This is a genomic window from Shewanella sp. BJSY2023SW001 (assembly GCF_047314685.1).
In the GTDB taxonomy this organism is placed as follows: domain Bacteria; phylum Pseudomonadota; class Gammaproteobacteria; order Enterobacterales; family Shewanellaceae; genus Shewanella; species Shewanella indica.
The window spans coordinates 1-26,797 of sequence record NZ_JBKORF010000069.1; the positions used below are offsets into that span (position 1 = coordinate 1).

General features: G+C 52.2%; 18 protein-coding genes and 1 tRNA gene. 9 read left to right on the forward strand and 10 right to left on the reverse strand.

The genetic code is table 11. The features are described from left to right. Positions 1–248: 248 nt before the first annotated feature. Together ACMHXH_RS15930 and ACMHXH_RS15935 are read right to left on the reverse strand one after the other, a co-directional pair. Entirely contained in the window at positions 249–419 is a 171-nt protein-coding gene (locus ACMHXH_RS15930; RefSeq protein ID WP_335912611.1) for a hypothetical protein, read from the reverse strand. Positions 420–1,177: 758 nt separating this feature from the next. Next, on the reverse strand, positions 1,178–2,185 hold the full coding sequence (locus tag ACMHXH_RS15935; protein WP_025011991.1) for an isocitrate dehydrogenase: 1,008 nt from the start codon (positions 2,183–2,185) through the stop codon (positions 1,178–1,180). Positions 2,186–2,441: 256 nt separating this feature from the next. Between ACMHXH_RS15935 and ACMHXH_RS15940 the strand changes: the two genes are divergently transcribed. After that, positions 2,442–5,306 carry a prolyl oligopeptidase family serine peptidase gene (locus ACMHXH_RS15940; RefSeq protein ID WP_335912610.1) on the forward strand — a complete coding sequence of 955 codons (2,865 nt, stop codon included), beginning with the start codon at positions 2,442–2,444 and terminating at the stop codon, positions 5,304–5,306. 175 nt (positions 5,307–5,481) lie between these two features. On the opposite strand, the gene ACMHXH_RS15945 is transcribed toward ACMHXH_RS15940, so the two are convergent. The 6 genes from ACMHXH_RS15945 to ACMHXH_RS15970 form a co-directional block, all read right to left on the reverse strand. Continuing rightward, entirely contained in the window at positions 5,482–5,901 is a 420-nt protein-coding gene (locus ACMHXH_RS15945; RefSeq protein WP_071476805.1) for a DUF3192 domain-containing protein, read from the reverse strand. 586 nt (positions 5,902–6,487) lie between these two features. Continuing rightward, a complete protein-coding gene (locus ACMHXH_RS15950) occupies positions 6,488–6,904 on the reverse strand; it encodes a DUF3192 domain-containing protein (RefSeq protein WP_039034403.1) in 417 nt (138 codons plus the stop codon). 42 nt (positions 6,905–6,946) lie between these two features. Beyond that, a complete protein-coding gene (gene xni, locus ACMHXH_RS15955) occupies positions 6,947–7,708 on the reverse strand; it encodes a flap endonuclease Xni (RefSeq protein WP_071476806.1) in 762 nt (253 codons plus the stop codon). Continuing rightward, positions 7,705–9,060, reverse strand: a complete 1,356-nt coding sequence (gene ppnN / locus ACMHXH_RS15960; protein WP_039034401.1) for a nucleotide 5'-monophosphate nucleosidase PpnN — start codon at positions 9,058–9,060, stop codon at positions 7,705–7,707. The genes xni and ppnN overlap by 4 nt, the downstream gene beginning before the upstream one ends. Positions 9,061–9,095: 35 nt before the next feature. Continuing rightward, entirely contained in the window at positions 9,096–10,652 is a 1,557-nt protein-coding gene (locus ACMHXH_RS15965; protein ID WP_335912607.1) for a diguanylate cyclase domain-containing protein, read from the reverse strand. Between the two features lie 159 nt (positions 10,653–10,811). After that, positions 10,812–12,959, reverse strand: coding sequence for a tetratricopeptide repeat protein (locus ACMHXH_RS15970; protein ID WP_071476808.1), 2,148 nt, complete (start codon positions 12,957–12,959; stop codon positions 10,812–10,814). A 128-nt stretch (positions 12,960–13,087) separates the two neighbouring features. On the opposite strand from ACMHXH_RS15970, the gene ACMHXH_RS15975 reads away from it, so the two are divergent. Then, positions 13,088–14,902 carry a M61 family metallopeptidase gene (locus ACMHXH_RS15975; RefSeq protein WP_413738280.1) on the forward strand — a complete coding sequence of 605 codons (1,815 nt, stop codon included), beginning with the start codon at positions 13,088–13,090 and terminating at the stop codon, positions 14,900–14,902. 205 nt (positions 14,903–15,107) lie between these two features. Here ACMHXH_RS15975 and rdgC read toward each other — a convergent pair whose 3' ends face one another. Then, positions 15,108–16,019: a recombination-associated protein RdgC gene (gene rdgC / locus ACMHXH_RS15980; RefSeq protein ID WP_233962527.1), complete on the reverse strand. Its 912-nt coding sequence runs from the start codon at positions 16,017–16,019 to the stop codon at positions 15,108–15,110. Between the two features lie 292 nt (positions 16,020–16,311). Between rdgC and ACMHXH_RS15985 the strand changes: the two genes are divergently transcribed. Continuing rightward, positions 16,312–17,244, forward strand: a complete 933-nt coding sequence (locus ACMHXH_RS15985; protein WP_039034397.1) for a porin — start codon at positions 16,312–16,314, stop codon at positions 17,242–17,244. 203 nt (positions 17,245–17,447) lie between these two features. Here ACMHXH_RS15985 and mutS read toward each other — a convergent pair whose 3' ends face one another. Continuing rightward, entirely contained in the window at positions 17,448–20,006 is a 2,559-nt protein-coding gene (gene mutS / locus ACMHXH_RS15990) for a DNA mismatch repair protein MutS (protein WP_404830129.1), read from the reverse strand. A 317-nt stretch (positions 20,007–20,323) separates the two neighbouring features. On the opposite strand from mutS, the gene recA reads away from it, so the two are divergent. From recA to ACMHXH_RS16020, 6 genes are all read left to right on the forward strand, one after another. Then, positions 20,324–21,388 carry a recombinase RecA gene (gene recA / locus ACMHXH_RS15995; RefSeq protein ID WP_039034396.1) on the forward strand — a complete coding sequence of 355 codons (1,065 nt, stop codon included), beginning with the start codon at positions 20,324–20,326 and terminating at the stop codon, positions 21,386–21,388. Between the two features lie 11 nt (positions 21,389–21,399). Then, on the forward strand, positions 21,400–21,831 hold the full coding sequence (locus ACMHXH_RS16000; protein ID WP_144361703.1) for a regulatory protein RecX: 432 nt from the start codon (positions 21,400–21,402) through the stop codon (positions 21,829–21,831). 468 nt (positions 21,832–22,299) lie between these two features. After that, positions 22,300–24,924, forward strand: a complete 2,625-nt coding sequence (alaS, locus tag ACMHXH_RS16005) for an alanine--tRNA ligase (protein WP_101095169.1) — start codon at positions 22,300–22,302, stop codon at positions 24,922–24,924. A gap of 22 nt (positions 24,925–24,946) precedes the next feature. Beyond that, positions 24,947–26,185: an aspartate kinase gene (locus ACMHXH_RS16010; protein ID WP_335912605.1), complete on the forward strand. Its 1,239-nt coding sequence runs from the start codon at positions 24,947–24,949 to the stop codon at positions 26,183–26,185. A gap of 116 nt (positions 26,186–26,301) precedes the next feature. Beyond that, the gene (gene csrA, locus ACMHXH_RS16015; protein WP_025011666.1) at positions 26,302–26,499 is read left to right on the forward strand and encodes a carbon storage regulator CsrA; all 198 of its coding nucleotides are present in this window, start codon (positions 26,302–26,304) and stop codon (positions 26,497–26,499) included. 204 nt (positions 26,500–26,703) lie between these two features. Then, a tRNA-Ser gene (locus ACMHXH_RS16020) sits at positions 26,704–26,795 on the forward strand. The last annotated feature ends 2 nt before the right edge of the window (positions 26,796–26,797 follow it).

Sequence of the window (26,797 nt, forward strand, 5' to 3'; positions counted from 1 at the left end):
AGGGGTTTGGAAAGGGGGCGAGTCGATACAGCCCCCTTTCCTCGGGTGTGGGGCTAAGCTCCACGACGTTAGGCCGCTGGCACAGCGGCTATCATAGTTTCCAGCTAAAAGTTCCTAAATTAGTACTGGCCGAGCTTCGGGCCACGGTGTAGCCAATCACCTGCGGTGCGCCTTTCGCACAGGCGATCCTGTGACACGCTGCGAGTACATCCCTGTAAGCTCTGCCTCGCCATCCCTGGCTCGGAAGGTCACAGTTCCGCCTGTGCCTGGAAATAGGTGTATGTCTGCAGACATTTCAGATGTTTCAAGTTACTCAGCGCTAACAAAATTGCACCAATTCCCCCCTCGGTGTCGCTGACAACCGTTGGCGAAAATAACGTGGTTAAGCCGCGGTCAATCACCTGCGGTGCGCTTTTCACACAGGCGATCCTGTGACACGCTGCGAGTACATCCCTGTAAGCTCTGCCTCGCCATCCCTGGCTCGGAAGGTCACAGTTTCGCCTGTGCCTGGAATATGGGCGTATTTCTGTGGGCATATAGGTAGCTTCAAACAAGTTAGTTCTCACAGAATTACACCAATACCCCCTCGGTGTCGCCGACAGCCGTTGGCGCAAATAACGTGGCTGAGGGCGAATGCTCGTCGGTGGCGAGTGTGCTTATGAGCGCGAGCCAAGGAAGGCGAGCTGGCNTTTATCCATGGAAGGATTTGGATGCCGAAGCAGCGCCAGTCGAATCAGGGGCGAGTGTCGCTTAGCGACGAGCTCACGAGCGCGAAACAGGATGTTGAGCCGGGCCAGAGTCACATGGATGTGATTCTGAGCGTCTGAAGCGGTAGTTATTTGCGCCATTAGGCCGAGGGGCTTTCGACAGCGTGTGGGGCGGCAAGGGAGATCCAAGAGGGGATTGCTGCTGATCCCCTCTTGGTCGGGTGTGGGGCGGCGAGTGTCGTCTAGCGACGAGCTTACGAGCGAGAGCCAGGGATGGCGAACTGGCTGTTGTGCATGGATGCACTTGCTCCACGACTTTAACCCGCTGGCACAGCGGCTATCATAGCTTCCAGCTAAAAGTCGCTAATTGGGCCTCCGGCGACGGATGTTTCCCATTGCCTGCTAACGCAGGCATAAAAAAGGATGACCCAAGGTCATCCTTTTTAGCAACTTACTGAGTTGATATTAGATCAGAGTCTATCCAGTACCGCTTGGGTGAAGTCTGTGGTGCCATGGGTACCACCGAGATCGCGGGTAGTGCGGTCGCCTTCTTCGATAACCGCAGAAACGGCGGCGCGGATGGCGGCGGCTTTATCTGACATACCCAAGTATTCCAGCATCTGGATAGATGCCAGGATCACTGAAGTTGGGTTCGCCAGGTTTTTGCCGGCAATATCCGGGGCACTGCCGTGAACCGCTTCAAAGATAGCGGCGTTGCTGCCGATGTTGGCGCCCGGGGCCATGCCCAGACCACCCACCAGACCGGCGCAGAGATCAGACAAAATGTCACCGAACAGGTTGGTGGTCACTATCACGTCGAAGTTTTCCGGGTTCATCACCAGCTTCATACAAGTGGCGTCAACAATCATCTCTTCGGTAGTAATGTCCGGATAACGCTGGCTGACTTCACGGGCCACTTTCAGGAACAGGCCTGAAGTTGACTTCATGATGTTGGCCTTGTGGACTATGGTCACCTTCTTGCGACCTTCCTTGCGAGCCAGTTCATAGGCGAAGGTAGCAATCTGCTCGGCACCCTGACGGGTAATGATGCTGGTGGCTTCGGCAATGGCACCGTCTTCAGACAGCTTTTGTCCCAGGCCTGAGTACATACCTTCAGTGTTTTCACGCACTGTAATGATGTCTATGTTCTCATATCTGGCTTGGGTGCCCTTGAAGGAAAGCACAGGCCGCACGTTGGCGTACAGGCTGAACTTCTTACGCAGGGTTACGTTGATAGAGGTGAAGCCTTCGCCAACAGGGGTTGTCAGTGGGCCTTTGAGAGTGATACGGTTCTTCTCGATGAGATCCAGCGTGCGCTGAGGCAGGAGCTCACCGTGTTTTTCCAGAGCAGTCAGACCGGCATCGGCAAATTCATATTCAAAGTCGCACCCCGCCTTATCGAGAATTTTAAGGGCTGAGTCGATAATGCTGGGGCCGATCCCATCACCAGGGATCACGGTAATAGTTCTTTTTGACATGGAGAGGTCCTTCCACGGTTGGTCGTTACTGCTATTTATCAGACCATGTCATCGACACGGTTTTCGACTGAGGATCTTGTACTTTAGAACGCCGCTATTCTATACACTTTCAACGCGTTTTCACAGGGAATAGTGAGCAATATCACGCTTTTTTGTGTGGGTTAGCTTGCTAAAGAGCAGGTGCCTGACCATGATGGAACGCCAATAAAATAATAAAGTCTACTTTAGTCTAACAACAATGAAGAAGAGGACGATCTTGAAGTTAACGCCCTTAGCCTCGCTGCTGTTTCTGTCAGCCGGTTTCGCGACCGCTGTCAGTGCCCAGAGCAGCCCCTCACTGACCCTCAAGGATATAATGCAGTTTGAGTCGATTACCGATCAGGTTCTAGACCCACAAGGCAAGGTGCTGGCCTACAGTGTCGCGCCGGATCGCGGCGACAGCCGTGGTGTGGTCAAGTCACTGGCCAATACCAAGGCTTATGATGTCGCCGGCGGCTCCAAGCCGCAGTTGTCAGCCGATGGCCGTTACACTGCCTTTACTCTGGCGCCTTCGCTGCTCGAATCGGAAAAGCTTGCCCCCAAGGCGCGCAAGAAGCTGAAAAAAGGCTTGTTGCTGCTGGATAACACCACAGGTGAGCAGCGCCGCTTTGAGCGGGTCAAGTCTTATGCCTTCAGCGAAGACGGCACTTTGCTGGCTATCTGGTATGAAGCCGATGAAGAAAGCAAAGAGAGCGCAGAGGCAAACGGCATTGATGCCAAAGAGGCTTCAGCCCAAGCAGCCACTCAAGCAACCACTCAAGCATCCGCCTCTGAGGCTCCAGTAGCCAAAACGCCGAAACTGGATGCCGGTAGCCGTTTCGAGCTGTTGTCGCTGGCAAGCGGTAAGTCACAGCGTTTCGAGCATGTGACCGCCTGGCAACTGGCTTATAACGGCAGCGTGCTGGCACTGGCGCAAAACGACAGTGCCAGTAATAGCCACAGCATCTCTGTGCTCGATACCCGCAGCTTTGAACTCAAATCGGTCAGCAGCCAAGCCGACAAGCAGTTTGGCGCCCTGGCACTGAGCCGTGATGGCCGCTATCTTGCCTATACCCGAGGTGATGCGGCGCTGGATGCGAATGAGCGCCCCTATGCCTTGTCTCTCTACGACAGAGAGTCGGGTAAACTGAGCCAGATATTGCCGAGCAAAGGTGACAGCAAGGGTTGGCTCATTAATCGCCATGCCAAGCTGAGCTTTTCGGCCGACGGTGAGCGGCTGTTCTTCGGTCGGGTGCCCGAGATAAGCAAGCAGCTGCAAATCCCTAAGGTGGAGCAGAGCCGCGACCTGTACGACACCGCGCTGGTCAGTGCCCAGCGGGATCTACGCCTCTGGCACGGGGATGATCCGCTGATCAAGCCCAATGAAGTCAAACAGTATGAAAAAGAGCAGAGCCGCACCTATCTGGCTGTGCTGCATCTTGGCTCGCGCAACCTGGTGCAACTGGCCGACCGCAAGGTGCCGGACATTGAGCTGAGCGAACACAAGCGGGTGCTGCTGGGGAGCTCGGATATTCCCTATCGCAAGATGATCACCTGGGCCGGTTTCTACCGGGATTTTTATCTGGTGGATATCAATACAGGTCACAAGACCCGGGTATTGACCCAACAGCCAAGCAACAGTGCGCCAACCCTGTCACCGGCAGGTAAATACCTGGCCTTTTATCAGCAGGGCGGCATCTATCTCTATGATGTGGCCAGCGGTCGCAAGCATAACCTCAGCAGCAAGCTCAAGGTCAGCTTCGCCGACGAAGATCATGATTATCCATCTGCGGCGCCCGGCTATGGCTTCGGCCCTTGGCTCGAGGATGACTCAGGCCTGCTGGTGTACGACAAATACGATATCTGGCAATTTGATACCCGCTCCCACGACGGCTTTATGCTGACAGGCGGCGAGGGCCGCAAGCAGCAGTTAAGTTTGCGTATCGAAGCTCTGGCCCAGCCAGACAAGGCTTATCCGGCCACTGTGGCGCGCAACCAGGCTGTGTTGCTGCAGGGCTATAGCCACAAGACCAAGGCCGACGGTTTTTACCGTGCGGTTATCGGCCGGGCTCAGCTGACGCCGCTGCTTGCCAACGACAACAAGCTGTCTGTGCTGGCCAGGGCCGACAAGGGTGATACCTTGCTGTTCAGTCAGGAGCGTTATGACAGCTATCCGGATCTCTACAGCTCGGCTTTGCTTGAACCGGCCAAGGCGGTCAAACAAACCGATTTCGATGCCCAGCGCCGCAAACTGCCCTGGGGCAAGTCAGAGCTGGTGCACTGGCGCGACGGTGATGGCCGTGAAATGGACGGCGTGCTAATCAAGCCTGCCAACTATCAAAGTGGCAAGCGTTATCCTGTATTGGTGTATTTCTACCGCTTTATGAGCGATCGCTTGCACGCCTTTCCGGACATGAAAATCAATCACAGGCCCAACTTTGCCTGGTATGCCGCCGATGATTACGTCATCTTCCTGCCGGATATTCGCTTTGAAGTCGGCTATCCCGGTATCAGTTCTGTTAAGGCGTTGACCGCCGGAGTACAGAAGCTTATCGACATGGGGATTGCCGATCCGGATGCAGTGGGTATTCAGGGCCACTCCTGGGGCGGTTACCAGACAGCTTTTGCCGTGACCCAGACCAATATCTTCAAGGCCGCAGTCAGTGGTGCCCCGGTAAGCAATATGACCAGTGCCTACAGCGGCATACGTCACGGCACCGGCCTTGCCCGCCAGTTCCAGTATGAAACCGGCCAGAGCCGTATCGGTGAAAGCCTGATGCGCGCGCCGCAGAAATACATAGAAAACTCCCCTGTGTTTTATGTCGACCGCATTCAAACGCCGATGATGATTATGTTCGGTGACAAAGACGATGCCGTGCCTTGGGAGCAAGGGGTTGAACTGTACCTGGCAATGCGCCGCGCCGGAAAAGATGTGGTCTTGCTGCAGTATCAGGACGAGCCGCACCATTTGAAGAAGTATCCCAACAAGCTGGATTACAGTGTGCGGATGAAAGACTGGTTCGATCATTACCTCAAGGGTGCCAAGGCCCCCGAGTGGCTTGAAAAGGGCGAAGCCTATCGCGAGCCCAAGGCGGAAGACTGAACTTTCTTGCTGGCAAAATAACTCACAGAGGCGGCCTAATTGGTCGCCTTTTTTTATAGGGTAGGGGCTGGCGATGTGGAGGGGATTCTTCAGTCGGTTCTGGATGTAAAGTGTTGTTTTTCGTGAGAGGGAAGGAGGGTGTTCAATATTCTGTGTCAGCCTGTCATAGCTGCCGTTATTCGGGTTGAGCTGGGGCCTTGGGTAGCACTTGCTGCGGCGAATGTTGCTGCAGATATTGCTGGTAAGTGTCTTCGCCCCAGGCCAGCAGTTGACCATTTTCGAATAGCAGTGGGGTGCATTCATCTTTGGTGGTCTTACCGTCTGATTTACTGTGATGGGTGCGGTAGAAGAGGACCTGCAGTGAATGACCATAGGTTTGCTTGGCTTCGCTGAAGTCGGCTTTGCCCAGGGTTTGGGTGACTTCTGCCTGTGTTTGCCCCAGTTGCAGGGCGGAGATCATAGACTGGTTATAGGTTTGCCTGTCTTCCCAGCTCATGTCTTCCGGCTTTGGCTCGTAGAAGATAATGACCACGGCAACAAAGGCCAGGTAGGCGAGAAAGATGCTGCCGATAACGAGAGGTGCCTTATTTTTCATATTGTTATTCCGTTTTATTGCTCAATCTGGGTTTACTCAAGAGCAAGACAGTTCACTCTGTATTGAGTGGTATAAGATACTCGCGACAGTATTAGTGTAAACAGTGTGTTTGTAATATGTTTTGTTTGTGGGTGTCTTCTTTAGATTGAAAATAGGCATAGAGCACTTCAGCAATGCTATCCAGTTCGTCTCTTGTACCTATGTCTATCTCGGCATACAGATTTTCACCTGGCTTGTAGGGTTTTTAATACGCTCAACCCCGAAAGGCTCTATTGAAGAGAGGATGTCGGCGCAAGGTTTAGCAAAGAACAGGCGAGGGCACTGGGCAAAATCCACCACCAGATCTGGCCCCAATTCCGCTGAGCGTTGGGGGGGCTTTTATCAGCCAGTTCCGTTCCAGATAGAATTAGCGGCGGTGGAAAATCAGCTAGTCATTCATATTTGTATATGTCATTAAACCGTTTGGCCGGGAATGCAGCATATCCGTTGGAAGAGGATTGTTAAAAATAATTAGCAGCCAATAAGGCTGCCAAGGGTTTAGGCGTTTAGATCGTTTGCACTCAAGCCGATATTTGAGCCCGGTTCGCTATTTCTGTGTCTGTTTGGGGTTGGTCTGCAGGGGCTGTATATGTTGCTGCAGATATTGCTGATAAGTGTCCTCGCCCCAGGCCTGGAGTCGGCCATCTTTAAACAATAGTGGGGTGCATTCGTCTTTGGTGGTCTTGCCGTCTGATTTGACATGCTGGGTGCGGTAGAAGAGCACTTGCAACGACTGACCATGGGTTTGCATCGCTTCGCTGAAATCGGCTTTGCCCAGGGTTTCAATGGTTTGTTCCAGTGTCTGCCCCAGTTGTAATTCAGTGACCTTGGACAGGTTATAGGCTTGCCTGTCTTCCCAGCTCATCTCTTCGGGTTTAGGTTCATAGAAGAGGATGACCACGGCAACAAAGAGCAGATAGGCGACAAAGATGCTGCCGATAATCACAGGGGCTTTACCTTTCATACGGTTTTTCCATTTTATTGCTTAAGTTGAGCGTTGAGAGTCTTAGCTTTCTTTGACTCTATACTGGTTCAAGCGAATATTAAGTTCGAGATCGGTGCGTAGTTTTGCCAAGCGATAGCTGAGGCGCGCCATCTCCTTGCCCTCGGTTAATTTCTTGGCTTGTTTGGCTCCCAGAGTATCGAGCGCATTGTAGACATTGGCCAGAGTGCGAAAGCTTCTGAGCAGTTCACCGGCCGTCTTGGGACCTATTCCCTGAATGCCGGGGATCTTATTACCGCTGTCGCCGCTGAGGGCCATAAAGTCCAGCAACTGGCTCTGCTCTATACCGAGTTTCTGCTCCAGTGCGGCAATATCCATGGCAGCGCCATTGAAATGATCCCACAGCAGTAAACGCGGTAACCTCAGCTGGCAAAAGCCCTTGTCGGTAGAGACAATAATCGCTTCACCACCGCGCAGGCACAACTTGCTGGCCAAGGTGGCGATAACATCATCGGCTTCCGATAGCGCATTGATGGAGCCGATGCCCGCTTCGGCCAGTGCCTGTTTCAGTGCCGGCAGGCCATCGGCCAAGGCTTGGGGCATAGGTTTGCGGCCTTTTTTGTAATCCGGATACAGGCGTTTGCGCCAGGATTCTTCATCGCCGTCCCAGACTATGGCCACGTGGGTGGGACTGTGCTGGCGAATAAGCTTCTGGCAGGCATTGCGGCTGCGCTCGGTCAGCCCTTGCATGTCGGCTTCATCCGGCTGCGCCGCATGCAGGCGGCGCACCAGATTCATGCCATCGATAATCAGCAGTCGGTTCATTTCATTATTTGATAACAGGGCACATAGGCGGTGCCAGGTAACTTCATTCTTTGCTGGCTGACAAAGGCGCCCAGTAATTTATCCATCAAGGCCATCAGCTCGGGGTCGCCCTTGAGCTTGAATGGACCATGATGCTCGATGTTTTTCATGGTTTCGGCTTTGACGTTGCCCGCCACTATGCCGGAAAACGCCTTGCGTAAGTTGGCCGCCAGCTCAGCCTTGTTGCTCTGGAAGTGCAGGTTGAGGTTTTCCATCACTTCATGGGTGGGTACAAAGGGCAACTGGAATTCCGGCTCTATCTTGAGGCTCCATTGGTATTGGTAGGCATCACCGGTTTGCTTGCGGTGACGTTTAACCTCTTCCATCCCGGCACGCATGATACGCGCGACCTGGGGGGCGTCGTCTATGATGATTTGGTATTTCTGCTGCGCCTGCTCGCCCAGCGTCGCGCCGATAAAGGCATCGATTTCGCGGAAGTAGGCTTCGCTTTCTCTGGGGCCGGAGAGTACCAGCGGGAAGGGAATATCGGCATTTTCGCGGTTGAGCAAAATACCAAGCAGGTAGAGTAGTTCTTCTGCGGTGCCGGCACCGCCGGGGAAAATGACTATGCCGTGCCCCAGACGAACAAAGGCCTCCAGACGTTTTTCAATATCCGGCAGAATCACCAGTTCATTGACTATCTGGTTGGGCGGCTCGGCGGCGATAATGCTCGGCTCGGTCAGGCCTATGTAACGGGCGTTATGAATACGCTGCTTGGCGTGGCCGATTGCGGCGCCCTTCATTGGCCCCTTCATGGCACCTGGGCCACAGCCGGTACAGATATCCAGCATTCTCAGCCCCAACTGGTAGCCTACCTCTTTGGTGTATTTGTATTCGGTATCGTTTATTGAGTGGCCGCCCCAGCAGACCACCACATTGGGATCCTGCATCGGGGTAATGGCTCTGGCGTTTCTCAGAATGTCGAACACCACGTTGGTGATGTGGCTGGCATTGGTGAGGTTGATGTGTTTCAGACCATCGTATTTGTTGCTGACATAGATGATGTCCCTGAGCACGGCAAACAGGTGTTCCTGAATGCCGACTATTATCTGCTCATCGACAAAGGCACTGGCCGGCGGGTTGACCAGCTCCAACTTGATACCACGCTCCCTGCGCAGCACATTGATTTCAAAGTCCTGAAATTGTTCAAACAGTTCTTTGGCATTATCAGTCTGCTGCCCCGAGGCCAAAACGGCTAAAGAGCAGTTGCGGTAGAGTTGGTAAAGGTCACTCTTGGCACTCTGTTTGAGGCGGTCTGCCTCCAGTTGCGACAGTTGGTCCATACTGCCGCGGGGACTGATCCTGACTATCATGACGACTCCTTGAGCTGAAACCGGAGTCATTGCTGTCAATCTATAATGACTCTGTCACGGCTTTCATGTTTGGCTTTGTAGAGGGCCGCATCGGCACGTTCGAAGGTTTCCTGGATGTGTTCGCCATCCAATATCTGCGCGGCCCCTATGGATACTGTAACTGTAATACGCTGATTTTTAAATTTAAAAGGAATATTTTTAATTTTTTCGCGCACCCTGTTCAATAGTTGTTCTATATCCTTGGGGGAAACATCCGGAATGATGAGAACAAACTCCTCACCGCCGTAACGGGCAACAAACTCAGTATCACGCAGGGAGTTCTTCAACGCCATGGCGATAACCTGCAGTGTTTTGTCACCTGTGGTATGACCAAAGCTATCGTTGATGGATTTGAAGTGATCTATGTCGGCTACCGCCAGCCACAGGGGCTGTTTATTGCGCTGGAAGTGGCGGTATTCCTGCTCCATCCGCTCCTCCATGGCTGCACGGTTGGGCAGTTGGGTGAGGGTATCGAGCATGTTGAGCTTTTGCTGTTCAAACAGCCTTTCTTTATAGGTGGTGGCTTCGCTGGAGAGGTCGTTCAGTTCTTTACGCATAGTCTCTATCGACTTGCGTAGCAAGGCTTGCTCTCTCTGCTCCAGCGCTTCTTTACGGGCGAGGCTGGCACGAATGGTGGCCAGTTGTTCGCTGATCTGTTGTTTTAGCTCGGTGATGTCATCAATATCTACCAGTGATGCGCCAACATTGTCTACCTGGGCGTTGAGCTCGCGATTCAGTTGGTTCTTGAGCTGATGGCTGCGCTGGGACTGATTGTAAGAATCGCTGACCACTTCCCGTACGGCACTCAGGGCATCGTTGAGGGCAAACAGAAACTCCTGCGAGGCGGTTTTTTCGCGGGCAATGTTGTCCAGCAGCAGTGAGAGTATCGTTTGATAGGCTTCCAGCAGAGCCTCGACATCTATCTCGCTCGAGGCCAACAGCTCTTTGATCACCAAAACCTGATCACGCTGATCTTTGCGAAACTCTATATTGGATATCATCTGCGCCAATTCATGGCCAAGCTGCCTGTGTTTAGGCAAGATAGCAATGGGAGATTCAGATTCAAATTGGCTTTCGAGCAGTTGCTCATAAAAGCCCACCAGTTGCTCGACCTTTGGAATATAGTCCCAGACGGTATGAAAAGGTTTGCCCAGCTCCTGCTTGAAATAGCTGACCTCTTTCTTGAGGCGTTCGGGCATGGAGTCGACTCGTTGCAATTGACGGCTGAATTTGCTCAGACTGGAGCGGCCTTCTTCGAGTTGACCCATCACATGATGGTACTGTCCCTTGAGTAGACGTTCGACATCGACCAGATCCAGCAGGACATCATCAATACGCTCATAGGTTCCCAGGTTATGTCTAAGCTTGGCCAGTTTATTATCCAGCTCCAGACTTTGTCCCTTACAGGCCAGACTGAGATGACCAATAAACTGCAGTAACGCCTGCAGTTTGGCATTTCTGTCTTCATTCATTTCATCCAACGCGGCTTTGGTAGAGTGTAATTTCTGTTTCAGTACACCCAGTTGCGACACCGTTGCGTTTGAGTCCTTCATTCCTGTTATTTTCCTTCGATGCGCGATCGAATCAATCGTCGGGTCATCAGAAGCTTGATTTCTTATGACGCCGGTTCCAGACACTTCTAAATGGTATCGCAATCCGGCCGGAGTGCAAATCTGCCATCTAGTTGTTGAGACAAAGTTTTGTCGTTTAGATCAAATTATTGACACATGTTCGCTTCTGGACGGTTGGAGTACCTCCGGCCAGTGGATCTTATCTTTCTCACCATTGGTTTCTACTCTTATCAGGCCGCGGATAATGCTCTTTTGCAGTTGCAGATAGAGCGGGGCTGAGAAGATGGCAGCCGGGGTGAAGTCCAGAGTACTGAAACCGACATAGCTGCCTTGGTTATTCTGCAAACTGATGGCTCCGGCAAGGGCCATCTGAGTGGTTTCAACCAGGGTTTCAAGAGACAATTTAACATCCGGGTTAGCCAATAGTGGCAGCGGAATATACCCCAGGGCCAGTCTTGGGGTTTGCCCCTGGAATTGCCATTCGCTAAGTTGATGGTAAAGCTGTGCCGGTCTGGTTTCTTCGGTAAGAGTCAGGGCAAATAGGCCGGGTCTGAGCAGGAATACCTTGGCACCTGTGGTAGCGGTAATCTCCTCAGCCTGTTGCGCGAGTCTCGGCGCCGCCAGGCTGTTGCCCAAGGTGAGGTCGCTGTTGAGCTCATTCTCAAGAGATAGTAGCGCCAGTCCCTTGGTTTTACTCGAAATATTGCCAAGCAGAGCGCGATAACCGGGCAGGCCAGTTATGGGTTCCAGCTGCATTTTCGTTTTCAGGGCCTGGTTGGTTTTTGCCATACGTTTACGCAATTTATATTGCTGCATCGTCAGTGCCAGCAACAGTAGACTGCACCCCAAGCTGACCACCAGCAAGATATTACGGGTATGCAATGAATCTTGTTGTTGTAGCTTTTCCTGCCTGAGTTGACTTACTTCCAACTTCAATTTTTGCTCTGTGACAGCAGAGGAGCTGACATCCGAGTTGGCATTCCGTTCTTGTTCCAGCAGCTGTTGTTGTAGTTGGAGGCTTTGCTCCTGAGAGAGCAAAGCCTGTTGATATTGTCCCAGCGCCTTGTAAGCATAGGTTTGATGACCCAGAGCTTCAATCTGCTCTTGTGGTAACGCCAATAATTTAGCCAGTCGCAGTGCTTCTGTGGCGTGCTGCATAGTTAAAGGCCAATCCTCTATGGCGCGCGCTACTTCAGCTATCAGCATCTCATTGTAAACAAGGTAATGATTGCTTTTTCTGTCTTTGAATATTGCGTTGGCCTGAAACAGGTAATCGAGGGCGACCTGATGGTCGTTCAAATTGAAGTAAGCTTCTCCCAGGTTGTGGAAGTTTAACCCCTGGGCGATAAAGTTTTTTAGCTCGGCATCAAGCTGCTGGGCATTGAGGTAGTAGTCTATTGCTTTATTCCACTCGCCTGTGTTGGCATATACCATGGCGATAACCGTCATGGTATGGGATAGAAAAGAGCCTGAACCCATAGCCGTATAGGCATCGGCTGCTCCATGAGCAAACTCCAGAGCCTCGTCCCACTGCTCCATATCCCGATAGAGCTTGGCCAGGTTCAGCTGTAGTAGCGCCTTCTGATTGGGATGGTTATAACGGCTGGCCAAGCGGAAAGCTTCGGTGTAGTGCTGCAGCGACTTGGTCTGCTGATCGTTCACATTATAGTATTTGCCCAACGCCGCCTCGGCATTGGCTATCAGGTAATCATTTCTTAGTTGGTAGGCGGTATCTCTGAGCTGGTTGTAGGCGTTCAGAGAGGGGATAGGTTGTTTGGCTATCAGGTTCACTGTACCCAGATCTTCATAGATGACATACCTGAGTAATTGACTACGTTTGTCTTCTGCTTCGCCCAACTGCTCGAGCGCCTGTTGGTTGAGTGCGACAGTTTGTTGATACTGTTGATCAACCCGACCAAGATAACGACCTTCCAAGTTATAGAGAGCGGCTTTTTCATAGTCGCTGCGGGCAATTATCTTTAATAGTTCAATGATTTCCAGAGCCTGTTCCAGCCGGCCCGGAACCAGCACTTGAGCATCCAGATCCAGTCGCGCCAACAGGATAAGCTGGTTTATCAATTGTCCCGATGTATAGCCCAATTCAGATGCGCTGGTCTGAAACTCTTCAAGAGAAAGATATTGCAGTGATTTTGGTATTGAACTGACCACAGTGCTATGGAGTTGCCTGGGCTGCTCTCTGAAATTTATCTCTATATCATCCAATTCATCGGCGTGCGCCAGACCCACAAGCAGCATGGATGCGATGAAGATAACCCTGAAAAAGTACATATATTTGCCTTTGTCCCTTTCTTTGGGGACTTAATTGTTAGCTTTTATTAGCAACGGGTGAGGTGAACTCCCCGAATTGTTATACTCGGCCGATTTTATAACAACAATGACATAAGAAGGAATTACGAGTGAAATCCGCTGTTTTGTCAATCATATCTTACTCTTCCCTACTGACAATACTGGGCTGGACATCTTCAGCTTTGGCTGACATTGATTATCAGATAAATCTGAAAAGTCCCGAACATCATTTGGCTCAGGTTGATGTTACTTTTCCGCAACATTCCGGGCAACAGCTCAAGGTTAATCTGCCGGTTTGGCGTACCGGCAAGTATCAGGTATTGCCGCTGGCGGACGGGGTTCGTCGTTTTCATGCCTCGGACGAGCAGGGCAATAGCCTGCCTTGGAAACGCAGTGCCAGCGGTGAGTGGACTGTGGCTTTATCCAAGCCGACTGCGGTCACAGTTAGCTATCAGCTCTACGCCAATGAGTTGGGGCAAAGAGTCAGGCATATTGATGCCAGTCATGCGTTTCTGGATGCCAGCGGCGTATTCATGTACAGCCCTGATTTTCGTCAGGAGCCTGTCAAGGTAACACTGGATGTGCCGAGCGATTGGCGCAGTTACTCGGGGATGGCCGCGGGTGATAAGCCTCATTCGTTTGTGGCTGCCAACTATGATGTGTTGGTCGACTCGCCGATTGAAACCGGGCTTAGCCAACATCGCGCCTTCAAGGCCGACGGCAAACAGTATGAGCTGGTGGTTTGGGGCGAGGGCAACTATGACCTGGCGCAGATAGAGGCCGATCTGGGTAAGTTGTCCGCTACGGCAGCGGCCATTTGGGACGACTATCCCTTCGAGCGCTATGTTTATATGGTGCACGCCACCTCGGGAGCCCGCGGCGCCACCGAACATTTGAACTCAACCATTATCCAGCTGCCCAGATTCAACTTCCGTGAGCGCCAGGACTATTTGCGTTTCATCAGCACGGCTTCCCATGAATTTATTCATACCTGGAACGTCAAGGCCTATCGCCCGGAGGGACTGGTGCCCTACGACTACCAACAGGAGAATATGACAGAGCTGTTGTGGATGGCGGAAGGTTCTACCAGCTATTTTCAAAACCAGTTGTTGCTGCGTGCCGGGATCATGACGCCTAAAGAGTTTATGGAAGACCTGGCCAAGCGGGTCAATGCCAATCAGCATAAGCCGGGGCGGGAAATTCAGTCGGTGGCCGAAGCCAGCGCCGGTCAATGGGTCAGCACAGGCGGCGATTACGCCATCAACCACAGTGTGAACATCTACTCAGAAGGTTATCTGACTTCGTTGGCACTGGACTTCTCACTGCTGCAGGACACAGATAAAGAGGTGTCCTACCGGGATGTGCACCGAAGTCTCTATCGTGAGCATAAGGTCCCCAAGGGGTACAATGTCACGGATGTGAAACGTATTTTGAAAAACTTATCCGGCAAGGACTATGAGCCTTGGTGGCAGAGCCATGTCAATGCCCCCTTGGTGCTGGACTTTGACAAACTGCTGAGTCAGGCAGGGCTTAAGACCGCCTATGGCAAAGACAGTAAGGAGCAGGCCTTTGCCGGTATGACCCTCACCTCAGGCTCTTTGGTGTTGCAAAGTGTTGAGCGTGGTGGTCCGGCTTGGCAGGCGGGCATAGTCGCCGGCGATCAGTTGCTGGCTATCAATGGCTTGAAAGTCAGCGCCGAAGGTTATGGCAAACGTTTGGCCGACTTTGACGCAGGTGATGAGTTGACTGTGACCCTGTTCCACGACGATAAGCTCATAGAGCGGCGTGTGACTCTGGCTTCAGAGCAATCCGGCAAGCTGCAAATTAAGCCCAAGGAAAGCGTCAGCCGCGCCCAGAAAGCCTTCTTCAAGGCTTGGCTCGGTATAGACTGGCCGTTTGACGCTCAGGGTAACTATAAGTCCTGAGTCTGATAAGTCCTGAATCTGATTGTCCAGAAAACGCCGGCGCATCTTCAGGTGTGCCGGCGTTTTTTATGGCGTCTATTTTATATCAGCGCAGGGGACTTCAGCCTTGGAGCTTGCTGACCAAAGCTGAGGTAGACTCTAATGCCGTTCACACTAAGTGAACGGCATTACGCCATCAGGCGTCTTTTCTACTTGGAGATAGGGATTACAGGCTATCTTCAACGCCGCCCAGGGCATCGACCAGAGCCAGCATCAGCGCAACCAGTTCGCTGCTCATCAGCTCAAAGTCAGCGTCCAGTTTGGCCAGCGGATCCTCACCGGCAACATCATCGGTGGCGGCGCGGAACTCTTCCGAGAACTTGAGGCGACGCAGTCCGGCATCGGATTGCAGCACAAAGGCGATGGACTGACCGAAGTGCAGTGCCAGTTTATGCACCTGCTTGCCGGTTTCCAGGTGAGCTAGTACTTCCTCTTCGCCGAGATCCTGCTGCTTGAAGCGCACGGTTGCGCCATCATCGGCGGCAGACTTGAGCTCAGCTTCATCCTGAATGGTGAAGGGGGCTGGGGCATTGCCTTGCTTGAGCCATTCGGTCATTTGCACTTCAATCGGTGTCTTGGTGCTCATTGGCACCACAGGCAGGCTGCCGAGTGCCTTACGCAGCAAGGCCAGCAGTTCTTCGGCTTTGGCGGCGCTGGAGCTATCTACCAGGATCAGTTGCTCATCCAGCAGCAACAGCGCCTTGATTTGGCTGCGACGGGAGAAGGCTCTTGGTAACAGTGTGGTGGTGATTTCATCCTTGAGCGCATCTTTCTCTTTCTTGGTCAGCTTGCGGTTTTCTTCCTCTTCCAGCAGCGACACCTTTTCTTCCAGCGCTTCCTTGATGACCTGAGAAGGCAGCAACTTCTCCTCTTTGGTGGCACAGATGAGGTGACGGTTATTGGTGCTGTGAACCAGGGTGTGCCCCAGTTTGCCCAAAGCCTTGGAAAAACCGAACTTGCTGATGTCCTGACTGGAGCAGGGAGAAAAGGTGAAACCCTCAAGGGCAGTCTCCAGTGCCTCTATATCGGTAGAAAATGGTTTGTTGAAACGATATACGGTGAGATTTTTAAACCACATGACAGGCGCTCTTTGAAAAATAAAGCCGCAGTGTAAGGCATGAAATCCTCAAGGTAAACCCGCCCCGTTAGCACAGATTTTTCAACCCGGGAAAGATTTAACCAAAATGTCATATGGTGTATTGCTTGTCGCTAGCCCGCGTGGTTAAGGGCTTTTGCCTTTTTTAAGGAGATTCTAAAGGCATAATGAATCTGGCAGGTTAAAAGATGAAATAAAACTGCAACAGACTCGTTGCACACTTTCGCTCGTTCCAAACCAACAACCAAGACGAAGAGAACGTCGAAAGGAATTAATGATGAATGCATTTTGCAAAACACTACTCGCTTCAGCCATAGCTTCAGTCTCTCTGGCCTCTGCCCACGCTGCCGAGCCGCTGACCGTTTACGGCAAGTTGAATGTTACTGTTCAGTCAAATGACGAAGCTGCTGCTGACGATTCTGAAACTGCGGTTCAAAGCAATGCCTCTCGTTTTGGCGTGAAAGGCGAATTCGATCTGGGTAACGATCTGGCTGCATTCTACACAGTGGAATATGAGGTAGATACAGGTAATGATGCCAAAGATAACTTCTTGGCTCGTAATCAGTTTGTTGGTTTGAAAGGTAACTTCGGTGCTGTCTCTGTGGGTCGTAATGACACCATGTTGAAAGTCGCTCAAGGTAAAGTTGACCAGTTCAACGACCTGTCAGGCGACCTCAAGAGCCTGTTCAAGGGTGAAAACCGTATTGAGCAAACTGTAACTTACCTGTCACCTTCATTCGGTGGTTTCAAAGTTGGTGCCACTTATGCTGCTGAAGCTGCCAAGTCACAGGGTGGTGAAGATGGGTTCTCTATTGCTGCCATGTACGGTGACAAGGATCTGAAAAAGAGCGCAGTATTCGCCTCTGTTGCTTATGACTCAGAAGTTAAGGGCTACGATGTCCTGCGCGCCACAGTACAGGCCAAGCTGGCCAACTTCGTTCTGGGTGGTATGTTCCAGCAGGAAGAGAAGTCCGTCGATGGTGACAGCAAGAACGGTTACCTGTTGAGCGCGGCGTACAAGATTGATGCAGTGACTCTGAAAGGTCAGTGGCAGGATATGGAAGATAAGGGTGATTCCTGGTCTATCGGTGCTGACTACAAGCTGGGTAAGCCAACCAAGCTGTTTGCCTTCTACACCAATCGCTCCATGGAAAATGTGGATGATGATGACAAGTACATAGGTGTTGGTCTGGAGCACAAGTTCTAAGTCAGGCCATGATGCATTGAAGGAGAATCTGGGCTCAGTGTTGAGCATTTAAACCAGGATCTTATGGAAAAGCTGAAAATCCGATGACCAGTGTCATCGGATTTTCTATTTTACGAAGCAGCCTTCATATCAACCGCGCAACAGGCACATTTGCTCGGTGAAATCGTTGTTTCAAGTTGAGCTGAAAACTGAAATTCAAAGGTTTAGTTTGCCAACGCCTTGAGTTTATAGATTAAGTCCAGCGCCTCTCTCGGGCTGAGTTCATCCGGATTCAGTCTGCCAAGCAGAAGTTCAAGCTCAGATGGCGGTGTTTCCAGTTGCAGTGTGGCCTGTGCCTGAACATGGGGTGCCTGACCGTGATCGCGACTTTCAAGTTGTTGCAGTTTCAATTTGGCGGCCTTGATCACCGAGGCCGGAACACCGGCCAGTGAAGCAACCTGCAAACCATAGCTCTTGCTGGCGGCTCCTTCTTGCACTGCGTGCATAAAGACTATGCTGTCGCCATGCTCCATGGCATCCAGATGTACATTGGCAACCTGGGGCATCAATTCTGCTAACTGAGTCAGCTCGAAGTAATGGGTGGCAAACAGTGTCATGGCGCCCAGTCGCTGGGCCAGATACTCTGCCGCCGACCAGGCCAGTGACAAGCCGTCATAGGTGGAGGTGCCGCGGCCAATCTCATCCATCAGCACCAGGCTCTCTGCGGTCGCATTGTGGAGAATATTGGCCGTTTCTGTCATTTCCACCATAAAGGTGGAGCGGCCCGAGGCCAGATCGTCCGAGGCGCCGATACGGGTGAAGATCCTGTCAACAGGCCCCAGAATCGCCTTATCTGCCGGCACAAAGCTGCCGATATGTGCCATCAGGGTGATCAGCGCCACCTGACGCATGTAAGTGGACTTACCGCCCATATTGGGGCCTGTGACCACCAACATTTTACGCTCAGGGCTAAGGGTTACCGGGTTGGCGATAAAGGGAGCCTGGCTGACTCGCTCAACTACTGGGTGACGCCCGGCTTCAATATGTATGCCCGGCTTATCGCTCAACTCCGGTTGGTGGTAGTTGAGGCTGTCGGCCCGCTCGGCAAAGTTGCTCAGTACATCCAACTCGGCCGCCGCCATGGCAAAGGCCTGCAGTTCGCTGAGCTTGGGCAGCAGGAGATCGAACAGCTCGTCCCAAAGCTGTTTTTCCAGTGCCAGCGCCTTGCCCTGACTGGAAAGCACTTTCTCTTCATACTCTTTCAGTTCTGGGATGATATAGCGCTCGGTGTTTTTCAATGTCTGGCGTCTTTGGTAGCTCAGAGGCACCAGTGCCGACTGGCCGCGGGAAACTTCGATATAGTAGCCGTGTACCCGGTTGAAGCCGACTTTCAGGGTGGCTATTCCCGTTTGCTCTTTTTCCCTGACTTCCAACTGTTGCAGATAGTCACTGGCGCCTTCACTAAGGCGGCGCCATTCATCCAGTTCGGCATGATAACCATCGCGGATCACGCCGCCATCACGAATAAGTACCGGCGGGTTGTCGACAATCGCCCGCTCCAGCAGCGCGAGCTCTTCAGGGAATTCACTGAGCTGACGTTTCAAACGGCCAAGCTCGGGGCTTTGGGTATTTGCCAATAGTTGCTGCAGTTGCGGCAACAGCGCCAGCGCTTGTCGCAGACGGGCAAAGTCTCTCGGGCGGGCGCTTCTCAGAGCCAGGCGCGCCATGATCCGCTCCACATCACCAAGCGCCTTTAGGTCGTCATGCAACGGCTCGAACAGGCCGCTGGCAATCAACTCTGCCACAGCGGTTTGCCGCAGGCCAATCTGTTGATGGTCTCTGAGTGGCTGATGGATCCAGCGCTGTAACATCCTGCTGCCCATGGGGGTGGCGGTTGCATCCAGCACCGAAGCCAAAGTATTGTCCCGGCCACCGGCAAGGTTCACCGTCAGTTCTAGATTCCGCCGGGTGGCAGCATCCAACACTATACTGTCGCTCTGGTTAAAGCGGGTAATGGCATTGATATGGGGCAGAGCGGTGCGCTGGGTATCTTTGACATACTGCATCAGGCAGCCGGCCGCCTGCAGTGACAGCCTGGCGTCTGTTATGCCAAAACCACGCAGATCTTTGGTGCCGAATTGATCCAGCAACAATCGCATGCTGGTATCCAAGTCAAACTCCCACTCGGGACGACGGCGTTTGCCCTTGATGCCGGCAATCAGGCTTTGTTGGGAAAAGTCTTCGCTGTAGAGCAGCTCGGCCGGTTTGGTGCGTTGCAGCTCGGCCTCCAATGATTCAAGGGTGGCCAGCTCGGCAATCACAAAACGGCCGGAGGCCACATCCAAGGTGGCGTAGCCAAAACCGTTCTTGCCTTCGTAGACGGCGGCCAGCAGGTTATCCTGACGTTCTTGCAGCAGCGCTTCATCGGTGAGAGTTCCGGGAGTCACTATGCGCACTACTTTGCGCTCGACCGGCCCTTTGGACGTGGCCGGATCACCAATCTGCTCACAGATGGCAACCGACTCACCGAGCTGCACCAGCTTGGCTAGATAGCCCTCCACCGCATGATAAGGAATACCTGCCATAGGAATAGGATCGCCACCACTCTTGCCTCTGGCCGTCAGTGAAATACCCAAGAGCTCGGAGGCTTTTTTGGCATCATCGTAAAACAGCTCGTAAAAGTCCCCCATGCGATAAAACAGCAGCATTTCGGCATGCTGCGCCTTCATCGATAGATACTGGCGCATCATAGGGGTGTGTTTTTCCAAATCCGGGTTATCCATAGGCGTAATCACTGCATTCATGGGAGCTTTCAGATATTTCCTTGACTGTGTTTCCAAGAGCGGTTGCCCTTTTTCAATGGCGCCAATAGTATCAGTTATTCATCACTGAGCCAGTCGTGGGCGGGGAAATTTTACGCCTTCGGTCACAAGTGATTGATCAGCAAGCGGCCTTTAAATAAATTACCGCCAGCACTTGATACTGTATGATTGTACAGTATACTAGGTGGCAGATTGGTATTTACCCCAAAGCTCTGAATAAAGGGGCGGCAACATAGATTTCAGGCGACGTATTACGCCGCAATCAAGAGGGAACAGGAATGAAAATAGATCCAAACAAAGAGAAGGCGCTTAACGCAGTTCTGGGACAGATAGAGAAGCAGTTCGGTAAAGGTTCTATCATGAAACTGGGTGAAGACAGAACCATGGATGTCGAAACCATCTCTACCGGTTCGCTTTCTCTGGACGTGGCTCTAGGGGCCGGCGGTCTGCCAATGGGCCGTATTGTTGAGATCTATGGTCCTGAATCTTCAGGTAAAACAACTCTGACACTGGAAGTGATTGCTGCGGCGCAGCGTGAAGGCAAAGTCTGTGCCTTTATCGATGCCGAGCACGCACTGGATCCTATCTACGCCAAGAAGCTGGGCGTGGATATCGATAACCTCCTGTGTTCTCAGCCAGATACGGGTGAACAGGCGCTGGAGATCTGTGATGCGCTGACTCGCAGTGGTGCCGTTGATGTTATCATTGTTGACTCAGTGGCGGCTCTGACTCCCAAGGCTGAAATCGAAGGTGAAATCGGTGATTCCCATATGGGGCTGGCGGCTCGTATGATGAGCCAGGCAATGCGTAAGCTTGCCGGTAACCTCAAGCAGTCCAACACTTTGCTTATCTTCATCAACCAGATCCGGATGAAGATTGGGGTCATGTTCGGTAACCCTGAAACCACCACTGGTGGTAACGCTCTTAAGTTCTACGCCTCAGTTCGTCTCGATATCCGCCGTACAGGCGCTATCAAAGAGGGTGATGAGGTTGTTGGTAACGAAACCCGGGTTAAAGTGGTTAAGAACAAGATTGCCGCCCCCTTCAAACAAGCCGATTTCCAAATTCTCTATGGTCAGGGTATCAACCGTACCGGTGAGCTGGTTGATTTAGGCGTAGCCCACAAGCTGGTGGAAAAATCCGGTGCCTGGTACAGCTACAAGGGTGACAAGATTGGTCAAGGCCGCGCCAATGCAGGTAAGTACCTCAAGGAACACCCTGAAGTGGCTGCCGAAATCGAAGCGGCACTGCGCGCTAAACTGCTCAGCAAAGCAGAAGCAGCTCCTGCCAGCGCCGAGACGGGTGAAGGCAATATCGACTTGGAAACCGGAGAAGTTTTCTGAGCCAGTCGGTAATGGATGTTGCGGTCGCGCTGTTGGCGCGCCGCGACTATGGCCGCGAGCAACTCAAGAGCCGTTTACTGGGCAAGGGCTTTGAGTCGCTTGAGGTAGAACAGACTTTGGATAGTCTGGAAACCAAAGGCTTTATCGATGATCAGCGTTTCGCTGCAGCCTTGTTGCGCAGCCATATTGCCAAGGCCCACGGCCCGGGAAAAGTGCGTCAGGCACTGATGCAAAAAGGCTTGAACAAACAGTGTATCGAGCAGGTTTTGGATGCCTGTGATTGTGACTGGTTTGCCTTGGCGCGCAGCCGCGCACTAAAGAAATTCGGCGATACTCCCGCTGATGATATGAAAGAAAAGGCTCGCCGAATTCGTCACTTGATGGGGCAGGGCTTTAGTTATGATCAAGTGGCATTCGCCCTTGAATATGACCCTTACGACTGATTTTTCTCTATCACTAAAGCCCTTTTCATAACCAAGTTTACCGCTGCCAAATCTCTGCAACTGACTTCATTTGACAAACCCCAACATTCACTCTTATTAAGTTGCAGCCTTTTTTGCGCTCTGTACCAGCACGCAATCCAGGTGCTAGTTTTTGCGCTTGTCGCCCATGGTTATATCCCGCTAAAGCCTCTGTATCCTGGTTTGCCCGCGCAGGTTTCTATACTCGCTGAGTAATTCAACACCTATGGCAAATAGCATTTGCCTACCCCGTTAATCCGGTTTTGGCTTATGCCGTTAATGCTCTCTGTACCTCGGCTGTATCAGGCGTCATACCCTGCGCAATCTAATTGGTATTCTGGCGCTGCATGCTTATAATGCTTGGCAAAAGAGCGCTCGAGTGGCCGGGCGATGCACGCCTTTAGACCACTTTTTATACATTATTCAGGCTTAAGTAACTCAGGACGATTTATGTACCAAACCACAGCAGCACTCAGAAGTGCTTTCCTGGAGTTTTTCCGCAAGAATGGCCATCAGGTAGTCGACAGCAGTTCTCTGGTGCCAGGCAATGACCCCACTCTGCTATTTACCAACGCCGGGATGAACCAGTTTAAAGACGTATTCCTCGGTATGGACAAGCGTAGCTACAGCCGCGCTACCACTTCGCAGCGTTGTGTTCGCGCCGGTGGTAAACATAACGACCTGGATAACGTGGGTTATACGGCCCGTCACCACACCTTCTTTGAGATGCTGGGTAACTTTAGCTTCGGTGATTACTTCAAAGAAGATGCCATTCGCTTTGCCTGGAATTTCTTGACCGAAGAGCTCAAGCTGCCCAAGGAACGTTTGTGCGTTACCGTTTATCAATCCGATGATGAAGCCTTTGATATCTGGAACAAGCAGATAGGAGTTCCCGCCGAGGATATTATCCGTATCGGCGACAACAAGGGCGCACCTTATGCTTCAGATAACTTTTGGCAAATGGGCGATACAGGCCCTTGTGGTCCTTGTACTGAAATTTTCTATGACCACGGTGACCATATCCCTGGCGGTCGCCCAGGTACACCGGAAGAGGATGGCGACAGATTTATTGAGATCTGGAACATAGTTTTCATGCAGTACAACCGTCAGGCCGATGGGGTGATGGAACCTCTGCCCAAGCCATCTGTTGATACAGGTATGGGGATAGAGCGTATTGCCGCCATTATGCAAGGTGTGCATTCCAACTATGAAATTGACGTGTTCCGCACTCTGATTGCCAAGACGGCCGAGATCATCGGCGTAACAGATCTGGAAAACAAATCCCTGCGGGTTATTGCCGACCACATCCGCTCTTGCGCTTTCTTGATTGCCGATGGCGTGATGCCGTCCAATGAAGGCCGGGGCTATGTACTGCGGCGTATCATCCGCCGCGCCGTGCGTCACGGTAACAAGCTGGGTGCCACTGATACCTTTTTCTATAAGCTGGTACCTACACTTATTGACGTGATGGGCGATGCCGCCAAGGGCCTTAAGGCGACTCAGAGCATAGTGGAAAAGGCGCTGAAAGCCGAAGAAGAACAGTTTGCCCGTACACTTGAGCGTGGTCTGGGGATTCTGGATGTAGCCCTGTCTGAACTCAAGGGCGATACCCTGGATGGTGAAACTGTATTCAAGCTCTATGACACCTATGGTTTCCCTATGGATCTGACCGCCGATGTTTGCCGCGAGCGTAATATCAAGGTCGATGAAGAGGGTTTTGATGCGGCGATGGCCGAGCAGCGTAGCCGGGCTCAGGCCGCCGGTCAATTTGGTGCCGATTATAACGCCGGGCTGAAGATTGATGCCGACAGTGAGTTCTGCGGTTACAGCGAACTGAGCGGCAACGGCAAAGTTATCGGCATCTATGTCGATGGTCAGGCGGTCGACACTCTGGATGCCGGTCAGCAAGCGGTTATTGTGTTGGATAAAACCCCATTCTATGGCGAGTCGGGAGGGCAGGTAGGCGATAAGGGCCAACTGACAGCCGAAGGTCTGCTGTTTGAGGTGAGCGATACCCAAAAGTATGCCCAGGCCACAGGCCATATCGGCCAACTGAGTAAAGGCAAACTGACTCTGGGTCAGGAGCTGCTTGCGCAAGTCGATAAGAAACTGCGCCATCGCACCCAGCTGAACCACTCAGTGACTCACTTGCTGCACGCCGCGCTGCGTCAGGTATTGGGTGAGCATGTGACCCAGAAAGGTTCTTTGGTGGAGCCTGAGCGTCTGCGTTTTGACTTCTCCCACTTTGAAGCGGTTAAGCCTGAAGAGCTCAAGGCGGTTGAAGAGATGGTTAATACCCAGATCCGTCGTAACCACGAGCTGCAAACGGCCGAGATGGATATAGAGCAGGCCAAAGCTAAAGGCGCCATGGCCTTGTTCGGTGAGAAATACGATGCCCAGGTTCGGGTTGTGACTATGGGTGACTTCTCGATTGAACTTTGTGGTGGTACCCATGTGGGCCGCACCGGTGACATAGGTCTGTTCAAGATCACTTCCGAAGGCGGTATTGCCGCTGGTATTCGCCGTATTGAAGCGGTAACCGGTGCTGCAGCCATGGCTTTCGTCGCCGAGCAACAGCAGGAATTGAATGATGCCGCTAACTTGCTCAAGGCAGACAGTCACTCTGTGGTCGCCAAACTCAAGGCGCAGTTGGAGCGTAGCCGCCAACTGGAAAAAGAGATTGCTCAGCTTAAAGATAAACTGGCCGCCGCTGCCAGCGCCGATATGGTTGCCGATGCGCAAGAGATTGCCGGAGTCAAGGTGTTGGTGAAACAGGTCGAAGGCATTGACCCAGGCTCTCTGCGTGGTCTGCAGGACGAACTTAAGCAGAAGCTGCAATCTGGCATAGTGGTGCTGGGTCTGGCTCATGGCGACAAAGTCAACCTTATCGCCGGGGTGACTAAAGACCTGACCGCTAAGGTGAAGGCCGGTGAATTGGTGGCCATGGTGGCCGCGCAGGTTGGTGGCAAGGGCGGTGGTCGCCCCGATATGGCTCAGGCCGGTGGTAGTGAAGTTGCCAACTTGCCTCAGGCATTGGCATCGGTAACGCCTTGGCTGACTGAACGTCTGGCATAATTTCGCCACCAACGAGGTCTATGTGACACAAGAAGTACGTTCAGGCAGTAACGAGCGACTGTATGTCAAAAAGTTCGGTGGCACCTCGGTAGGCTCGATTGAGCGTATCGAGGTGATTGCCGAGCAGATTGCCAAGGCTCAATTGAGCGGCGAGCATCAGGTGTTGGTGCTCTCTGCCATGGCCGGTGAAACCAACCGTTTGTTTGCGCTGGCGGGGCAGATTGACCCTGAAGCCTCGGCGCGGGAGATGGATATGCTGGTTTCCACCGGCGAGCAGGTGAGTATTGCCCTGATGGCGATGGCACTGGCAAAACGTGGTGTTAAAGCCAAGTCGCTCAATGCCGCTCAGGTGCAAATCCATACCAATAGTCAGTTTGGCCGTGCCAGTATCGAACGAGTTGATGTTCAGTATCTGCAGGAGTTGCTGGCGCAGGGCATTATCCCGATAGTGGCCGGCTTCCAGGGACGGGATCAATTCGGGGAAGTGACCACTCTTGGCCGTGGTGGCTCTGATACCACGGCGGTGGCATTGGCTGCTGCGCTCAAGGCGCGGGAATGTCAAATTTTTACCGATGTGGCCGGTGTCTATACCACAGATCCCAATATCGAACCGAGCGCCCAGAAACTCGATGCCATCAGCTTCGAAGAGATGCTGGAGATGGCTCGATTGGGTGCCAAGGTGTTGCACCCGGATTCAGTGTCTTATGCCGAGCGCTTTCAGGTTCCCTTGCGGGTGCTTTCCAGCTTTGAGCCCGGCAGTGGCACACTGATCCGTTTCGATGCCTGTGAAGACAAGAGTAATCAAGTGGCCGGTATCGCTTGCAGTAAAGGGCAGGCGATGCTGAGTCTTAACCGCTCTGACGATTCACCAGACCCTTTTGCGGGAGTATTTTCACTGTTGGCCGAAAACGGTGTTGACGTTGATTTGGTAACCAAGGCGGGGACGGATGACGGCGTCAGTTTTACCATGGATGCCGACAGGCTCTCTTGGGCGCTAAAGGTGCTTGATGAGGCGGCTCTTGGCCTGTCGTTGGGGCCATTGGTGTTTGAAAAATCCTTGGCCAAGGTCTCTGTGATAGGCGCCGGCGTGCATCGCAGAGCCGAGGCAACCGCCAAGGTGTTTGATATCTTGGGGAATGAAGGAATTCATGTTAAGTTGATGGCAACATCAGAGATAAAGCTGTCTTTGGTTATTGATGAAGCGGATTTATACAGGGCAGTTCGAGTTCTACATCACGCTTTTGAACTAAATAAGGTGTAATTAAACAACGGATTTAGTATTGAATACTATTAATTTGTACTAAGCTCACCTTATAATAATGGTTACGACGGATGAGCGCCGTGTGTAGAAAATATGGAAACTAGAGGAGCAATCGAATGCTGATTTTGACTCGTCGTGTTGGCGAAACACTGATGATTGGTGACGAGGTCACAGTGACAGTGCTGGGTGTGAAGGGGAATCAGGTACGTATAGGTGTGAATGCACCCAAAGAAGTTTCTGTGCACCGTGAGGAGATTTATCAGCGTATTCAGTCTGAGAAAACCGGAACCCCTTCTGAAGGTGGTAACTTCTGAGGCGACACAAAGTGAACCTCCGTCAGGAATAGAAGAGTCAGTTTTTAAACTGGCTTTTTTATTTTCTGGCGCCGGAAAACCCTTGATAGCACAGGATTTGCGCGTTATTTAGGTCGGCTGATTAAAAACAGGACAAACGGAAAAGGTTTCGGAAAAAGGGTTTGACTTATTTTCTTCAAACAGTAATATGTGCGCCAAGAAAACGGAGAGGTGGCCGAGTGGCCGAAGGCGCTCCCCTGCTAAGGGAGTATGGGCTTTATCTCCCATCGAGGGTTCGAATCCCTCCTTCTCCGCCATT

Coding starts and splice junctions, on each gene's coding strand:
- ACMHXH_RS15935 (WP_025011991.1), bottom strand. CDS start 2,185: ATGTCAAAAAGAACTATTACCGTGATCCCTGGTGATGGGATCGGCCCC.
- ACMHXH_RS15945 (WP_071476805.1), bottom strand. CDS start 5,901: ATGAAAAATAAGGCACCTCTCGTTATCGGCAGCATCTTTCTCGCCTAC.
- ACMHXH_RS15950 (WP_039034403.1), bottom strand. CDS start 6,904: ATGAAAGGTAAAGCCCCTGTGATTATCGGCAGCATCTTTGTCGCCTAT.
- xni (WP_071476806.1), bottom strand. CDS start 7,708: ATGAACCGACTGCTGATTATCGATGGCATGAATCTGGTGCGCCGCCTG.
- ppnN (WP_039034401.1), bottom strand. CDS start 9,060: ATGATAGTCAGGATCAGTCCCCGCGGCAGTATGGACCAACTGTCGCAA.
- ACMHXH_RS15965 (WP_335912607.1), bottom strand. CDS start 10,652: ATGAAGGACTCAAACGCAACGGTGTCGCAACTGGGTGTACTGAAACAG.
- ACMHXH_RS15970 (WP_071476808.1), bottom strand. CDS start 12,959: ATGTACTTTTTCAGGGTTATCTTCATCGCATCCATGCTGCTTGTGGGT.
- rdgC (WP_233962527.1), bottom strand. CDS start 16,019: ATGTGGTTTAAAAATCTCACCGTATATCGTTTCAACAAACCATTTTCT.
- ACMHXH_RS15985 (WP_039034397.1), top strand. CDS start 16,312: ATGATGAATGCATTTTGCAAAACACTACTCGCTTCAGCCATAGCTTCA.
- mutS (WP_404830129.1), bottom strand. CDS start 20,006: ATGGATAACCCGGATTTGGAAAAACACACCCCTATGATGCGCCAGTAT.
- recA (WP_039034396.1), top strand. CDS start 20,324: ATGAAAATAGATCCAAACAAAGAGAAGGCGCTTAACGCAGTTCTGGGA.
- ACMHXH_RS16000 (WP_144361703.1), top strand. CDS start 21,400: ATGGATGTTGCGGTCGCGCTGTTGGCGCGCCGCGACTATGGCCGCGAG.
- alaS (WP_101095169.1), top strand. CDS start 22,300: ATGTACCAAACCACAGCAGCACTCAGAAGTGCTTTCCTGGAGTTTTTC.
- csrA (WP_025011666.1), top strand. CDS start 26,302: ATGCTGATTTTGACTCGTCGTGTTGGCGAAACACTGATGATTGGTGAC.